Source organism: Peribacillus phoenicis (assembly GCF_047238085.1).
Taxonomy (GTDB): domain Bacteria; phylum Bacillota; class Bacilli; order Bacillales; family DSM-1321; genus Peribacillus.
The window spans coordinates 1,601,412-1,617,217 of the sequence record NZ_JBDFMF010000001.1; the positions used below are offsets into that span (position 1 = coordinate 1,601,412).

A 15,806-nucleotide genomic window follows, 5' to 3' on the forward strand; every position below is an offset into this window, starting at 1 on the left:
AAATTGTGATGAAAATTTAAGCTAAACTAGGGGGCTATGCTAGTGAACAAATTAGCATTCGGTCAAAATCCAAAAATGATTTTGTTATTACTTTTTGCAGGTAATTTGTTCTCGGCACTGGATCGCTTTGTCATTAATTATGGGATTGTCCATATATCCGATGACCTCCAATTGAGCGCATCCTCCACAGGTCTGATATTAAGCGTCTTCTTTTTAGGATATGCAATTATGCAGATCCCCGGCGGTTGGATGGCCGATCGTTTCGGCGCTAGAATCGTGCTTATTGTCTCTGTCTTTAGTTTTACCATTTTTACCAGTCTAACAGGATTGGCATGGTCTTTTGTATCGTTGTTGGTCATTCGTTTTATGTTCGGATTGGGGGAAGGAAGTTTCTTTCCTGCTGGGGCCAAAATGATATCAGTGTCCATCGCGGAAGAAAAGCGATCCCGGGCAATGTCTTTGTTTCTTTCCGCACTCACTGTTGCGGGTGTCATTTCACCCATTCTAGCAGCCACTCTGCTTGTTAGTATCGGATGGAGGATGATGTTTGGCATTATTGGGATTTTCGGGTTTACGATTGGGTTACTATATTTGTTCTTATTAAAACCAAGAGTAGGGAGTCAGGGCCCGCAAGAAGTAGATTCCTTAACGGAAGTTCCTGTCAAGGGTTCTTTTATTAAGCTGTTTAAAACCCCCTTGGTCCTTAGTTTGATGGCTGCCTCGTTTGCATATGGTTTCATCAGCTGGGGAGTGATGTCATGGATGCCGACCTACTTGGTGCAGGAACGTGGCCTGAATTTAATTTCCATGGGTCTTTTACAGATGATCCCTGCAATAGCGTCGGTGGCTTTCTATATTATCGCCGGTTATGTATTGGATAAAGTGAAAGTTGGTCGGGAAAAATGGATAGGGGGCTTTAGTGGATTAGGTCTAGCATTATTCGTTTATCTCATGTTTCATGCAGAAACGGTAACGGGAGTTATCATCTATCAAACCATAATACCTATATTTTCCGCAGCTCTATCCACTATTATATTTAGTCTGCCGCTGAAGTATTTACCGGAAGCAATCGGAGGTTCTGCAGTTGGTGTGGTCAATTTAGGGATGCAAGTAGCTGGCTTCATTGCTCCTTTAACGATCGGTTTTGTCATAGACGCTTTTGATGGATCGTTTAATGGAGCTGTTTGGTTATTGGTTTCATTCGGAGTCGTTTGTTTTATCGCTTTTATGACCTTGAAATCGGGTAAGGAAAATTTCATGACTGAAAATCCACAAACAATTCCTGCTGTAAAATAGATCGATATAAAAGCAGGCAAAAGTGGGCGTTCGGATTTATAAAAGTTTGTTCGAAATGGTATATAGAGAGTAAAAAAGTCTGCCAGCTACTATCTTGACAAGCCTGATGTTACTGAATTTCAGTTAACAGGGCTTTTTATTTTTTTATACGATATAATCAATAATATTATTCAAACAGTATGGCCTGGGTATTTTCCATGATTCAAATATACAATTTTTCCAATTTGTTGCAATTCTCTATTTGGTGGAGTGTTTAGTCCTATATCCAGGAAAATGGATGTACTAGTGGAGTCTGAAGGAGACACTGAAATCTAAGTTTTTATTAATGTATAACTTTGGTAAAATTAGTTTATAAAAATAATCAATGTTCTTAGGGAGGACACAAATGAAGGTGAAAAAAATACATCATGTAGCAATAATTTGTTCTGATTATGAAAAGTCAAAGAACTTCTATGTAAATATTTTAGGGTGTGATATCGAGAAGGAAACATATCGGTCAGAAAGGAAATCGTATAAATTGGATCTAATGGTCGGAGGGGAATATCAGCTGGAATTGTTCTCATTTCCTGATAGCCCCGATCGTCCTAGTTATCCTGAAGCTAGAGGGCTTAGACACCTTGCTTTTGAAGTGGAAGATATTAATCAAGCGATTGAAGATCTAGAAAATGAAAACATTCCAGTCGAACCTATCCGCGTTGATGAGTTAACAGGAAAAAGGTTTACTTTTTTTTGTGATCCGGATGATTTGCCTCTAGAGATATATGAAAAGTAGGAATTGCAAGCTTAGTAAGGTTGATAGGAGAGGTAAAACTTCAAGAATTGAGGTAAACTCTTTTTTTAAATTTGATTTGTATAGATGAATATGATGATTTAAAGAGGTTACTTATGCGAATTAAACATGAAGATTCCCTTTAATATGTCGATATTATTAAATTTATCTCCACTTGTATTCCATATTTCGATGAGAGCTGAAATAATCACCGGCTATAATATCTGTAGATTGGTCATTTAAATATGTCAGGAGATAAAAAAATGAATGTTTACAAATTTACAGTGTTGATACTTTTAACGACATTTTTGATGGGTTCTTCTTTTGCAGTAGTTAAAATTGGTCTACCTTATTCATCCCCATTATTATTAGCAGCATTACGCTTCACACTTGCCGGACTCATAATGGCGATGATCGTAATCTTTTTAAAAAGACCGCATCCAAACTCTAAAGGGGATTGGATAAAAATGCTCATTATCGGCACTTTTCAAACAGCCGGAGTTATGGGGTGCATTTTCCTGAGTTTACGCACGATTACAGCAAGTGAATCCTCCATTCTTACATTCACGAACCCGTTGCTTGTTGTTGTTTTCGGTACTATCTTTTCACAAACACGCTATAAACTATATCAATGGTTTGGTGTTTTATTAGGATTAGTTGGAGTAATTATAACGATGGGAGCGCAACTTGAATTTAAGGTTGGTATTCTTTTCGGCATTCTTTCTTCTGTTTTCTGGGCGATTTCCACTTTATTGGCGAAAAAATGGGGGGCGATTTCCGATACATGGGTATTATCTGCCTATCAGATGCTTTTTGGCGGTTTACTGCTTTTACTTGGCAGCTTTATTCTTGAAAAACCATTTTTCATACTGAATGGTAATTCGTTGTTCATTTTATTATGGTTAAGTATCATGTCATCGATCGTGCAATTTGCTGTTTGGTATTACCTTTTACAAAAGAGTGATCCCGGAAAAACAAGTGCCTTTTTATTTTTGGCACCTTTCTTCGGTGTATTATCAGGGTGGGCACTATTAGGTGAACAGATATACACTTCACTCTTAATTGGCGGACTGTTTATCATCATTGGCATCTATCTGGTAAATAGCAATTTCCAAAAGGAAAATAAATTTGTTAAAAGAGCTTTATAGTAAGTATTGATTGTTCTAAGCTGCTAAAGACAGAAAATCCCTCATAATGAAAAAGAAAAGAGCCCTATTCTTTTTCATTATGAGGGATTATTAAATTATACCTCTATACAAAAAAATTCTTTAAATCCTTCTTTCCCTTTAGGTGTTACTTTTACTGCGCGAATAGATGGAACACGGACTATCCAGCCTAAATCAAAAAAATGTGTAAGGAGCCCATTCCCTAAAGCTCCACCAAGATGATGGTGACGTTCACTCCAATCTAAACATGAGTGGGAAAATGAACGGCGTTTTCTTCTTAATTCAAGTAAATCGATGCCGAATTCAGAAAAAAAATGATTTCCTTTGGGCGTAACTGTAAACTCTCTCTCTTCTTTTTTCAAATATCTGGCCTTCAACATCGATTCAGTTAATTGGACTCCTAGTTTTCCTGCCAAATGATCATAACAGGTTCTGGCTTCCTGAAGCATTTTAACTTGGCTTGATTGTTTTAACGACCGAACTTGAGGAGGTGGGGAAATGGCAAGAAACGATTCTAAAATCTGCGCAATTTCTCCATTTGCTAGCTGATAGTAACGATGTCGCCCGTGTTTTTCAACTTTAACAAGGTTACCTTCCACTAATTTAGAAAGGTGAAGGCTGGCGGTTTGAGGTGTTATTACAGCCATCAATGCTAATTCACCTGCAGTATGAAAACGCCCATCCAGTAAACTAGCAAGTATTGTTGCACGTGACGTTTCTCCTAGGAGGGAGGCTATCTCCACCATATTTGGATTTATACTCACAATAGTTACCAACCTTTCTACCGATATTTTAGTTTAAATAAGCTGAACGCAAAGTAATTAGCATCAAAAATATGTAAACTTATACTTCTATTATACAGTACCGCTGCCCTCGTGATATTCGGTATGTTCACGATTGCTGCTTTAAAAATTTTTTAAGTCCAGGACATATTTAAAGAAAGCTTTATAAGAAATTAAAAAGTAAGTACAAGCAATAACTAAGAAATAATTAAACCGTTCCGCTTATTAACAGGTACATTACCTGATAAAGAAACAGCCGAAATAATTGCTGAAGCTCTGAAAATTCTTTAAGGCTGGATATGCTCATTTTTGTATCTACAGGGCATTACTTTTCCCGTTATTCAATATCTGGAGGAACAAGGGATTCTATATATCTTATTAAATCCGATATTTCTTATCAGGCAAAGAATACCTGTTTACGGAAGGTAAAAACATACGCAATCGATGCGAACCAGTTGTGTGTGCTGTATTACAAAGGTGAACCTCATAAAATTAGAGTAATTCAGCTTTTAGACCTTAGTAATTTGTTAAGACAACAGGAAATCATAACGAATATGCTTGTGGAAGCTAAACAGAAGAAAGACTGTCTATCCTTTGGATAAGCGTTTTTTAATGAAGTATATTCTTTGTGAACTAGGCATACATTCTTACATGTTCACTAACAGTAAACGTTCCTTAATAGTCTTGGAATAAATACCGGTGAATAGTCCCTTTTGTCGAATTTAGTAGTCAAATAGGAGGGAATGAAGAGAATGAAAATATCAGACGTTGGATTTAAAGGTCAAGTTTTTGGATTTATAAAGTTCACACCTTTTGTGGAAAGGTTTTTATCTGGAGATTTATATATGAATAATTTTAAAAAGTATATTGATATAGAAAATGCTTCAGGAGAAAAAGGTGTAGGAGACAAATTTGAAGCAGCACATGTTTTTACGGAATTAACAATGAATTTCTTTACTCAAGATACCCATGAATTAATAATGTCGGGGCGAACTAAAAAAATGAATTTCAGAAAAAATATAAATGAAAAAAGGCCATTATATTCTATGTTTGCAATTGTTAGCGATATGTTAAAAGTGGTTAAGGAGGATGAAAAATATTACTATACCAAATTTGATTTACCTAATGAACAAATCGATAAAATGATCAGGGAGTTCGGAGATAGCTTAATTTTTGTTACCCCATCGCAATTTATTGACAGAATTACTAGAACACTCAATGAAAAAGGTTATGCTTACAGAGGGGGCTTGGTAAAATATGATGATTATAACATCAATTCCTCAGCTAGGATGAGCTCTTATAAAAATCAAGGGACTGATATTTATTTTTGGAAAGATAAATACTTTGAAAATCAATATGAATATCGCATAGTTCTTACAGATCAAGAAGTTGATGAAGCCTTAATTGTAAACATAGGTGATATTTCAGACATTAGTACTATTTTTAATGCAAATGAATTTTTCAGTGATAAATTTGAAATAAGATTACGAAAGAAAGGAAATCTAAGCATCCATTAAATTGGGTGCTTTTTATTTGCAGGAGGGAAAAAGAAAATATAGGCTTTTTAATGAAATAAATAGAAGAGTTAAAATAACCGCGAATACTAGGATTATCACTTATAATATTCAAAAGCCCAGCATGATTTTGCTACGTATCTCCATCTTTATATTTATAAAACCTACCCGTGGTAAAGACCTAATTATCTTCTGAGCCAAACAGTTCAAACCAATACTAGTGAATTTAAATGAGTTTATTATAATTCTTGTTTTAGTAGTAGTTATTCAAAAAAGAGGATGACCAAATCATTCAGATGACTAGTTCGCCCTCTTTGATCTTTTTCTTTATAAAAAGAAGAAGCTAAATAAACAAGATGAATTAGATGTAGGTGGGGAAATATCTTTAATAATTAAATCCTGGACTATTTATCATATATTTAATTTTTAAACCATTTATGGATCTATTAAGAGAGCGCCGTTCAATAGAGTACAAAATTCAGCAAAACTACTTTGAATATGCCTTCTTTATTGCATTTATTTTTAACAGCAAATTACTGGAAATCTGATGTAAATTCGTGTAATCTACAAAAGTATGTTTTTTCCAAATCGTAAAGGGGGACCATAATTGAGTTCAACAAATCGTAAACAGACAACAATTGTTGCTCTTTTGCTTGCGGGTACATTTATTGCGATCTTGAATCAAACATTAATGATTACCGCCATTCCTCCTGTAATGGAGGAGATGAATGTTACGGCAAATAGTGCACAGTGGCTAACTACCGTTTTTATGCTGGTTAATGGGATCATGATCCCTGTTAGCGCGTTTTTACTGGAGCGCTTTACCACCAGACAGCTTTTCCTTTCCGCGATGGGGATTTTTGCTATTGGTACATTGGTAGCGGGGCTAGCTCCAAATTTTGGAATGCTGCTGCTAGGACGGATGATTCAGTCGAGCGGAGCCGGAATTATGCTCCCGTTAATGCAGACAGTCTTCCTAATGATTTTCCCTGTTCATAAACGGGGTGCAGCCATGGGACTGGTCGGGCTGGTCATTTCCTTCGCGCCGGCTATTGGGCCCGCTTTGTCGGGCTGGGTTACGGAAACCTACTCATGGAGGGTGTTATTCTTTATCATACTTCCAATTGCTATTATTGATATCATAGTTGCGTTCTTCGCTTTAAAAAATGTAACAGAAGTTACACGGCCAAAAGTGGATGTGCTTTCGATTGTTTTATCTTCCGTAGGTTTCGGTGGATTATTGTACGGATTTACAGCTGCTGGTAATTATGGCTGGACAGACGGGAGTACCATCATATCCCTAGGCATTGGAACAATTTCACTTGTATGGTTTATCAAAAGGCAATTGCGATTGAAGCATCCAATGCTGGAGTTCCGGGTGTTCACGTATTCATTATTCCCGATTGCTATTATTATTGGAGCCATTACCTTTATGGGGCTGATTGGTGCCGAAACGCTCATCCCTCTATTTATGCAAAACATGCGAGGATTTACTGCCTTTGAAGCTGGATTAGCGATACTCCCTGGAGCACTTATTACCGGAATAATGTCCCCGTTCATTGGACGTATTTTTGACCGGATTGGGGCCAGGTGGCTGGTTATTGGCGGATTACTCCTCATTACCGCGTCCTCCTTTACTTTTATGGATGTTGGTCCTTCGACAAGTTTTACATTTATTATGGTAATGTACAGTATTCGGATGTTCGGATTAGCCATGGTTATGATGCCTGTTTCAACGGCCGCCTTAAACCAGCTGCCTAAACGTTTAATCGCCCATGGTGCAGCAATGGATAATACGATGAAAATGATTGCCGCATCTGTAGGTACAGCAATACTTGTTACTGTGATGACATCAGCTACCGAAAATGCTCAGCAGCGTCCCGAGATAGTACATCCTGATATGTATGGCGCGCAAATCTCATTTATTGTCGTCGCTGTACTTTCGTTAATTAGCTTCCTCATTTCTTTTAAAATAAAGGATCAAAAATCAGCAGGAAAAGAGATAGGAGAGAAGAATTAAATATTTTAATTCGAGTTTTTAAGCTTAAAAAGAATCACAATATAGATTTATCTACTTGTGATTCTTTTTAAATTAAATATCCTATTTTCGCCGCCAGACTCGCTCCTCTTATTGAACTCCCTCAGTTTAATACGATTTTCTCGCAAATCCCGCTTATTCTCAGGGTTCCAGTGCGGATTCAGTATCTTTTTTTATTTCATGAGTTACCATGACGAAGGCATGATACGGCATGGGAGGGAAAGCCTCCAGGGGCGGCGTTGTTAAAAGTTAAATTGATGTGAGAATACGAGCTTTTAGTAAATCAATAAAGCCCTTTTTTAACATGTGACCCAAAATGTCTTTAGCTTATAAACCATGACCGCGATAAAACTCCGGCCTTCTGTTGGACAAATAATTCAAAATTCCTTTCGACCGTTCGCTCTCTTCCAAATCAATTTCAACGACAGGCAGTATTTCATTGTTATCTGCCTTGTATATTGTTTTCCCATCCGGCGCGACAACCTGGCTTTCCCCAAAAAAGATGTTATCAATATGCAATCCGACTTTATTTGTAACTGCAGTAAATAGATGGTTTTCAATGGCCCTAGAATGAACAAAAGCATGTTGATATATTTGGTAAGGAACCATATTGGCAGACAAAATAAAGATGATCTCAGCTCCTTGCAGTGCCAGCAAGCGCGCCATTTCAGGAAACTCGAGATCATATGTGATCAATAAACCGAACCTGCCTTCCGGAGCCTCAATCACCACACAGCGGTCTCCTGATGAAAAGTGCTTTTGTTCTTCATGATAAAGATGCGTTTTTCTGTACACATCGACTATCTCTCCGTTTTTATTAATGAAAACAGCCGAGTTATATAGACAATCATCTTGTTTTTCTGGAAATCCAAAGATGACGCCTATCTGATACTCTTTCGCACAGGCACAAATTGCTTGTACGCTTTCTCCTTCGACTGTTTCTCCTAACTCTTTGATTTGTTCATTCATAATATAGCCTGTTAAAAACAATTCCGGAAAGAGGACATAATCCGCTTGTTTTTGTTTTGCTTCTTTTATCGTTTCTATAGATCTTTTCAAGTTGTATCCTTTATTCAACAGTTCACACTTTAATTGGGCAAGTGCTATACGAAGTGTCCTGGCCATTTACTTTCCTCCTATAGTTAGATCAATTTTCACTATTATATTTTTTTAGCTTTTTTGAAATCGTTGATTGATCAACATGTAGGTATTGAGCTGTTTTATATGTGTTTTGAAAGACCTGGTAAGTTTGTAAAATCAGATCCTTTTCGAGCGCCTCTTTTGCTTCTTTTAACGAAGAAAAGGAAGCGGAGTTCCGATAGCGATTAGGATTGTAGGTGAAAGCAGGCAGGTTACTTTCCTTACTTTCATCATGTGATGGCGTATCTAAGACTGAAAAATTGGTAACCACAAGCCTTTCTATTGTATTCTCCAGCTCCCTGACATTTCCTGGCCAATCAGCATCCATAAACCCTTCCAACAATTGCTTATCCAACATGTAGTTTCGGTTATATTTCAGATTGAAATTATGCAAGAAATTTTGAGCAAGTTCCGGGATGCTCTCTTTCCTCTCTCTCAAAGGCGGAATAGTTAATGGAATTACGTTTAATCGATAAAATAAATCTTCTCGAAACAGTTGCTTTTGGACTAAAGAGGAAAGGTCTTTATTTGTTGCTGCGATGAGACGGACATCAATCATCTGGAACGTCGTCCCTCCCACTTTCCGAATTCGACTTTCCTGAATAACATCAAGCAATTTAGACTGAACATTCAGCGGTAATTCTGCTATTTCATCAAGAAAAATGGTCCCCTTTTCAGCTGCTTGAAACAAACCTGTTTTCCCTTTATTTTTTCCGCCTGTAAATGTGCCGGCTTCGTATCCAAACAGTTCAGACTCCACCAAATTTTCAGGCAGTGTACTGCAATTGATGGAAATGAAAGGACCTTTATTCCTTGTGCTCTTTTGGTGAATCAGTTTGGCGATCGCACTTTTGCCAACTCCTGATTCTCCCAGCAGCAAGACGGTAGAATTCACATCAGATACCTTTTCAATGATATTAATAATTTTTTGCATGGACGGGGAATTAATAATCAACTCGGAAAAGGGTTGTTTTCGCTGGGAGACCAACAAATTAACGCTCGATAAATTAATAAAGGTAACCAATTTGTTGTTCTTCAAAGGATCATGAAGTGAAAGGGAATGAACGATCACACTTGTCCCCTGAAGAGTTTGAAGAAGCTGAACGTCTTGCTTCAGGTCACATCCTCCAATAAAAAGGTCTTGCCATTTCACATGGGTAAAGTTAATTCCTTCTGCAAGCAGATGGCTGCTTTCATCCAGCACTTTACTCAAATCCCCAAACAACTTGATAATCATCCCCTGATCATTTAGTAAACAGCTAAAACTATTCTTTTGATCCAAAAGTTGCCCACTCCTTTCAATGATGCGAAGATTCATCTTGATGAAAAAATTCATCGGAATAATAAAGTTTTGTCTATTTTAATGATAAAATTCATCATTTTTCTATTATTAAAGCATTCATCGTTTAATAAATCAATATTTCAATAATTGGCACAATAATTGCAATTAATAAAGTAGAAAGGGTGATTCAAATGAAAATTTCATTAGCACAGTTCAAACCAAAGCTAAAAGATAAACAAGCGAATGTACAAAAGATAGTAGCCTATATGAAGGAAGCCAAAACAGCAGGGGCCGATGTGATTGTGTTTCCGGAGTTGGCTTTGACAGGTTATCTGTTAAAAGAGGATGTTAGCAAATTTGCGGAAGAGGAGAATGGTCCAAGCATTCGTTCATTACAGGCAGTTTGCAAAGAGTTGTCGCTCGCACTGGTTCTTTCCTTTCCTGAAAGAGAAAATGAGTTTTACTTTATATCAGTTCTCTATATTGATGAATATGGAGTCATTCTCGGAAAGTATAGAAAAACACATTTATTCCATACGGAAACGGACTATTTTTCAAGAGGAACGGAATACCCCGTTTTTTCTACCAAGTTTGGAAAAGTAGGGATGATGATCTGTTATGACCTTGAATTTCCGGAAGTGGCAAGAATTTTACGAACAAGCGGAGCTGAAATTCTCTTTATTACGACAGCCAATATGAAACCATATGAAGAAGCACAATCCATTTTCTTAAAAAGCCGGGCAATTGAAAATGAAATACCTATTGCAATTTGTAACAGACTTGGTAGAGAAGAAGAGTTAGAGTTTTTCGGTAGCAGCATGATTGTTGACCATACAGGCCGAGTGATGGCTGATGCGAAGGATAACGAAGGTATTGTTTCCGCGGCCATTGACTTAAAACCAAAAAAAGATCCCCGGTTAAATTATATTGGCAATGTGAACAAACAAATCTACTCAAAATTGACTGATTTACATCAAACGTCCGCCCGATCTTAATAACGGTCTCATCTAAAAGAACAAGGCTATTTAAACGAAAAGGAGGATTTCAAATGGAAAAGAATCGAGTTTCATTTAAACGAACATTAACATTGTCGCATGTTATATTATTTGGTCTTGCTTACATGACACCGATGGTTGTCTTTGGGACATACGGAGTGATGGCTGAGCTAACAAAAGGCCTTGTACCTGTTGCGTATATCATTGCTTTAACTGCCATGCTCTTCACTGCTTACAGCTATGGTGAAATGGTGAAAGCCTATCCAGTTTCAGGATCAGCCTATACGTATACAAGGAAATCAATTAGCCCGCAACTCGGCTTTCTTATAGGCTGGTCCGTTTTATTGGATTATTTATTTTTGCCAATGGTAATCTGGCTTATAGGAAGCGTTTACTTGAACGCCGTTTTTCCATCTGTTCCATCTTGGGTATGGATCGTTGCCTTTATTGTTCTCACCACAACAATAAATTTAATAGGAACAAAAGTGATGAAGAATGTAAACCTTTTAATGATGGTTTTTCAATTACTTGTTCTTGTCCTATTTCTGGTTTTGTGTTTCTTGAATATTATCCAAGGCACTGGAGTAGGAACCCTGTTTTCTATGGAGCCATTTATGAGCGGTGAAACATCTTTCTCCCTATTATTTGCAGGAGCTTCTGTTGCCTGCTACTCATTTTTAGGGTTTGATGCAGTTTCCACTCTTTCCGAAGAAACGATTAATCCGAAAAAAACAATTCCAAAAGCAATTTTGCTCATTACGTTTATCGGTGGAGGGATTTTCATCATCTCCTCTTACTTTCTTTACCTTGTTTTTCCCCACTATACTGAATTTCAAAATATTGATTCCGCAGCTTTTGAGATTGCCAAACTAATTGGTGGGAATTTTTTTAGTGCCCTTTTCCTCGCGGGATTAATCATTGCACAATTTGCTTCCGGTTTAACAGCTCAAACAAGTGCGGCTCGTCTTATGCTTGCAATGGGAAGAGATTCTGTTCTTCCAAAAAAGCTTTTCGGATATATTCATCCAGTATTCCGTACACCAGTGTTTAATTTATTTTTCATTGGCTGTATAGCTTTATTAGCCTTGACCTTTGATATAACGACCTCAACTTCTTTTATTAACTTTGGAGCTTTTGCTACTTTTATATTTGTGAATATTTCAGTCATTGCCCATTATTATGTAAAAGGAAAAAAACGCAGAGGGAAACATTTTTTACTTTATTTTCTCTTACCTGGCATCGGAGCTTCCCTTGATATTTGGTTGTTTTTCAACTTGGATAAGAACGCTTTACTACTGGGCAGCCTCTGGGCAACTATCGGTTTTGTTTATTTGCTGTTCTTAACAAACTTTTTTAAAAAGCAACCGCCTGAAATAAATTTTGATGAAGCTGAAGAAGCAGTTTAATTTTTAAATTATGCGTGATGATTTTATTATAAACTCGTAAAAACTATTAATTCCTGTTAATTTTAAGCTAGCCCGAAATGTTTGATTTTAAAAAGGGACTTAAGCTATCTATCTCAAAATAGGAGAGGGTAGAAGTAAATAGTACTTTCAATTTAGATAAAGAAAACAAGATAAGTTAATATAATTCTGAGTTATCGTCTTTAAGTTAATTACTAGGATTCTTGACGACAAAATATTTGAAAAGGTAAACATGATTTTCAAACATGATTCAACTTTGTATGAGGATTTCCTTGCCAAACCTTATCTGACTGTTCCACTTCACAGTGAGATAGAAAATTTATTGAAGTTCTCCCATATCCATGATACCTTCAGTTTATAGTGAATGGGTATGGGAGGAATAGGTTTTGAACACGAAGGCATTTATATTGGCATCAATTACAGTTATTATTTGGGGATCTACATTCGCTGCTATTCGTGCAAGCTTACATGGCGGGTATTCAGCTGGCCATTTGGTACTTGTTCGTTATCTTATAGCATCAGGGATTTTTTTCCTTTATGCTCTATGGCCTGGGGTGAAATTTCGACTCCCGAAAAAAGCGGATTTGTTGAGGATATCGATCCTTGCATTTATTGGTATTAGTATTTACCATATTGGGGTGACATTCGGGGAACAAACAGTTTCGGCGGGAACGGCTGGAATGCTGATTGGTTCAGCACCTGTCTTCATCGCGATCATTGCTGCTTTCGTCTTAAAAGAACGCCTCGGCCTATTCGGATGGATTGGTTTAGGAATAGGGTTCACAGGAATCACCTTAATAACTTTAGGTACTGCAGGACCTTCCCTGAATATTTCTGAAGGAGCATTTTTAGTGCTGATGTCGGCTATTGCTTCTGCAGTGTTTTTTGTTTTCCAAAAGCCATTGTTCAGCCGTTATAATCCGATTGAATTGACAGCGTATTTCACATGGATCGGTACAATACCCTTTTTAATATTTATACCTGGGCTATTTCAAGAAATTCAACATGCAACGATGGAAGGTCATTTATCAGCCATTTTTGTTGGTATTTTCCCTGCTGCCATCGGTTATGTAACATGGGCAGTCGCACTATCATTAGGAAAAGCCAGTTCCGTTTCCAGTTTGTTATACCTTGAACCTGTGATTGCCATTTTCGTCGCTTGGGTTTGGCTGCGGGAAGTACCTAGTACTCTTTCGGTCATTGGCGGCGGAATTGCGATATTAGGGGTTCTTGTTGTTAATGGGTTCGGAAAGTATAAATCAGTGATGAAAAAAGCAGCATGATAGTTGTTTGAAAAATCGTAGCATTTTAAATTCATCGTGAAGAGTGAACTTTTATCCATCAACAAATAGTAGGACACCAAAAAAAGGAATTCACCCAGGTGATGAGGTCAATCAGATACACCTGGGGAATTGGATTTTTCCGCCTCTTTTAATTACCTGAAATTAAATCTTTTTTTAAAGTCCCAATCTAATTTAAATGAATTATTTTCACCTGTTAAAAATTTATAATCGATATAGGATTTTTCTTTTTTGGACATTTCGTCCACAAAAGGGGAATAGGTACGGAATAATAATACATTTTTCTTTTCATCAAATTCTACAAGTCTTAGCCAGCCATTTCCCCCTCGATAATTCGTTTGGTAATTGACCAGCATTTGAATGACATCATTTCCTGCTGAGTTTTGTTTTACCCGATGTGCTATTCCATAAAAATGTCCATTAACCGTCATGAACACTTGATTATGGTTCTTTACAAGTTCATCCCAAATCAGCCGGCCATTAGACGAATCGACGGCAATGGTTTTATCATCTTTAACTTTCGGAAAAATAATATCATGTGAGACGAGGATTGTCGGTTTATCTTTATGCCGTTCTAGAACTTTTTTTGACCATTCCAAGTCCTTATGCAGATTTTTCATATCCACTATTAAAACTAAGTATTCATAACTGCCTGCCTTAGCGATTGCATATGAGCTATACCCAGAGGGAGACGAACCCTTATAGTATTTTTTATTCATAAAACGCTGTGGCCCATAATGTGTTAAAAAAGGATCTCCGTCAGCATAGTCATGATTCCCTGCCGCCATCATATATGGAACTTCCTTTTTATCCAAATGGGAAATGGCTCTGAGTGAATTCTGCCATTGTTTTTCTGAATCACTATCGACAATGTCCCCAACAAATGTATTCATGATAATATTGTTCTTCTTGGTGTTATTGGAAATCCAGTTCATTTGGCTATTGAAAATCTCAGGATTTTGGCTTGAATATTTCTGGGTATCTGGAACGAAAAGGAAATTATAATTCTTCTTATTCGATAGAATGGGGAAGGATTTGTTTGATCCTTCAAAGGGTTCATCGTCACGAGCATCCTGTACAAGCCATTCTTTTTCAGTTAAAGCCTTATTAGCAATTCGTATTTGCTGGATATTCCCTTTGAATAGTGCATTAAACTTATTTCCCCACTCAGATGCTCCGATGTTCCAGCCTTTCCCTATAACTGCTGCAATACCGATTACTTTTTCCGATTTTCCGTAATCACTGACGCCATTCAGAGTCAGAGTCGTCGTGTTACCATCATTAACAACCGCCAAATGGTACCATTCATCAGCATTTAATGATCGAGACCAATTGCTTACATTATAATTTAAATTAGATGGATGGCTTGTCCAGTGGATTTTTTGATCACTGGATACAGTTAAAGCAGAAAGGGTTTTCTTCTCGCCTTCCATTTTATTAAGATCTGCTGCCTGTCCTTGTCTAGAAAAAAGCCCCATGACATTCTTGGAATCGCTTGGCATCTTAAATACCGTTTCAATGGTAAAACCCTTATTGAAATTCTCCGAATTGATAGGTGCATCCTTTTTGGTCTTGAAATATCTTCCTGCAGGGGCGTTTTCGTAATTAGCGAACTTCAAGCTATCAACTTCATCTTGAGCATAATAATCTTCTTCGGACCATTGAATCATATTTTTTAATTCGGGTGATGCAGGGTCTCCTATCGTCACTAACTCTAAATCATTTCCATGTTTGCTTGTATCTTCTATAATTAAATTACCTTTATCGATTGAACCGCTTTTAACATGTTGTTTTGTGAATTTCCAATTTGCCACGATATTGCTTCGATTATTTTCAGCAATGGAATCAGCCGATTTGGCAATACCAGGAACAATCATACATAAGAGTGAGAGACCTATTAATGCTTTTTTCATTCTCATAAAACATTCACCCCATTACATTTTGATTAAGCGATATACATTTATCCTTTTTACTACCTGGATTAATTTTTAGCGTACTAAGCCAAGGTAGATTCCGTACAGCTGCAATATGGTATAGTTTGCTTATCTTCTCGTTAACTTATTAAGGATGAGTAAAAAAGTCTTACTCCTAAAAAAGAC

General features: G+C 37.1%; 12 protein-coding genes. 8 read left to right on the forward strand and 4 right to left on the reverse strand.

Going from position 1 to position 15,806, the window contains the following annotated elements:
* Nucleotides 1-42 precede the first annotated feature (42 nt).
* The 3 genes from ABC374_RS07765 to ABC374_RS07775 all read left to right on the forward strand — a co-directional run bounded on the left by ABC374_RS07765 (nucleotide 43) and on the right by ABC374_RS07775 (nucleotide 3,213).
* Nucleotides 43-1,296 (forward strand): MFS transporter, encoded by a 1,254-nt coding sequence (locus tag ABC374_RS07765; protein WP_413016822.1) that lies wholly within the window; start codon nucleotides 43-45, stop codon nucleotides 1,294-1,296.
* A 385-nt stretch (nucleotides 1,297-1,681) separates the two neighbouring features.
* The gene (gloA2, locus tag ABC374_RS07770; protein ID WP_413016824.1) at nucleotides 1,682-2,068 is read left to right on the forward strand and encodes an SMU1112c/YaeR family gloxylase I-like metalloprotein; all 387 of its coding nucleotides are present in this window, start codon (nucleotides 1,682-1,684) and stop codon (nucleotides 2,066-2,068) included.
* Between the two features lie 260 nt (nucleotides 2,069-2,328).
* Nucleotides 2,329-3,213 carry a DMT family transporter gene (locus ABC374_RS07775; protein WP_413016826.1) on the forward strand — a complete coding sequence of 295 codons (885 nt, stop codon included), beginning with the start codon at nucleotides 2,329-2,331 and terminating at the stop codon, nucleotides 3,211-3,213.
* Between the two features lie 95 nt (nucleotides 3,214-3,308).
* On the opposite strand, the gene ABC374_RS07780 is transcribed toward ABC374_RS07775, so the two are convergent.
* Nucleotides 3,309-3,995, reverse strand: a complete 687-nt coding sequence (locus ABC374_RS07780; RefSeq protein WP_413016828.1) for an ArsR/SmtB family transcription factor — start codon at nucleotides 3,993-3,995, stop codon at nucleotides 3,309-3,311.
* A gap of 770 nt (nucleotides 3,996-4,765) precedes the next feature.
* Here ABC374_RS07780 and ABC374_RS07785 point away from each other — a divergent pair.
* Both ABC374_RS07785 and ABC374_RS07790 read left to right on the forward strand, forming a co-directional pair.
* On the forward strand, nucleotides 4,766-5,530 hold the full coding sequence (locus ABC374_RS07785) for a hypothetical protein (protein WP_350302132.1): 765 nt from the start codon (nucleotides 4,766-4,768) through the stop codon (nucleotides 5,528-5,530).
* Nucleotides 5,531-6,134: 604 nt separating this feature from the next.
* Nucleotides 6,135-7,547 carry a DHA2 family efflux MFS transporter permease subunit gene (locus ABC374_RS07790; protein ID WP_413016830.1) on the forward strand — a complete coding sequence of 471 codons (1,413 nt, stop codon included), beginning with the start codon at nucleotides 6,135-6,137 and terminating at the stop codon, nucleotides 7,545-7,547.
* Nucleotides 7,548-7,892: 345 nt separating this feature from the next.
* Here ABC374_RS07790 and ABC374_RS07795 read toward each other — a convergent pair whose 3' ends face one another.
* Both ABC374_RS07795 and ABC374_RS07800 read right to left on the reverse strand, forming a co-directional pair.
* Nucleotides 7,893-8,690, reverse strand: a complete 798-nt coding sequence (locus ABC374_RS07795; protein ID WP_413016832.1) for a carbon-nitrogen hydrolase family protein — start codon at nucleotides 8,688-8,690, stop codon at nucleotides 7,893-7,895.
* A 22-nt stretch (nucleotides 8,691-8,712) separates the two neighbouring features.
* Nucleotides 8,713-9,987, reverse strand: a complete 1,275-nt coding sequence (locus tag ABC374_RS07800; RefSeq protein WP_413016834.1) for a sigma-54 interaction domain-containing protein — start codon at nucleotides 9,985-9,987, stop codon at nucleotides 8,713-8,715.
* A gap of 191 nt (nucleotides 9,988-10,178) precedes the next feature.
* Between ABC374_RS07800 and ABC374_RS07805 the strand changes: the two genes are divergently transcribed.
* The 3 genes from ABC374_RS07805 to ABC374_RS07815 all read left to right on the forward strand — a co-directional run bounded on the left by ABC374_RS07805 (nucleotide 10,179) and on the right by ABC374_RS07815 (nucleotide 13,689).
* Nucleotides 10,179-10,982 (forward strand): carbon-nitrogen hydrolase family protein, encoded by an 804-nt coding sequence (locus ABC374_RS07805; RefSeq protein WP_413016836.1) that lies wholly within the window; start codon nucleotides 10,179-10,181, stop codon nucleotides 10,980-10,982.
* Nucleotides 10,983-11,035: 53 nt separating this feature from the next.
* Entirely contained in the window at nucleotides 11,036-12,388 is a 1,353-nt protein-coding gene (locus ABC374_RS07810) for an APC family permease (RefSeq protein WP_350302137.1), read from the forward strand.
* 404 nt (nucleotides 12,389-12,792) lie between these two features.
* Complete coding sequence (locus ABC374_RS07815; protein WP_413016838.1) at nucleotides 12,793-13,689, forward strand: DMT family transporter; 897 nt, start codon at nucleotides 12,793-12,795, stop codon at nucleotides 13,687-13,689.
* A 152-nt stretch (nucleotides 13,690-13,841) separates the two neighbouring features.
* On the opposite strand, the gene ABC374_RS07820 is transcribed toward ABC374_RS07815, so the two are convergent.
* Nucleotides 13,842-15,626, reverse strand: a complete 1,785-nt coding sequence (locus ABC374_RS07820) for a laminin G domain-containing metallophosphoesterase family protein (RefSeq protein ID WP_413016840.1) — start codon at nucleotides 15,624-15,626, stop codon at nucleotides 13,842-13,844.
* Nucleotides 15,627-15,806: the final 180 nt, after the last annotated feature.

Excerpts from the sequence above, each read along its gene's own strand:
- ABC374_RS07820 (WP_413016840.1), bottom strand. The coding sequence starts at position 15,626 with ATGAGAATGAAAAAAGCATTAATAGGTCTCTCACTCTTATGTATGATT.
- ABC374_RS07810 (WP_350302137.1), top strand. The coding sequence starts at position 11,036 with ATGGAAAAGAATCGAGTTTCATTTAAACGAACATTAACATTGTCGCAT.
- ABC374_RS07775 (WP_413016826.1), top strand. The coding sequence starts at position 2,329 with ATGAATGTTTACAAATTTACAGTGTTGATACTTTTAACGACATTTTTG.
- ABC374_RS07795 (WP_413016832.1), bottom strand. The coding sequence starts at position 8,690 with ATGGCCAGGACACTTCGTATAGCACTTGCCCAATTAAAGTGTGAACTG.
- gloA2 (WP_413016824.1), top strand. The coding sequence starts at position 1,682 with ATGAAGGTGAAAAAAATACATCATGTAGCAATAATTTGTTCTGATTAT.
- ABC374_RS07805 (WP_413016836.1), top strand. The coding sequence starts at position 10,179 with ATGAAAATTTCATTAGCACAGTTCAAACCAAAGCTAAAAGATAAACAA.
- ABC374_RS07785 (WP_350302132.1), top strand. The coding sequence starts at position 4,766 with ATGAAAATATCAGACGTTGGATTTAAAGGTCAAGTTTTTGGATTTATA.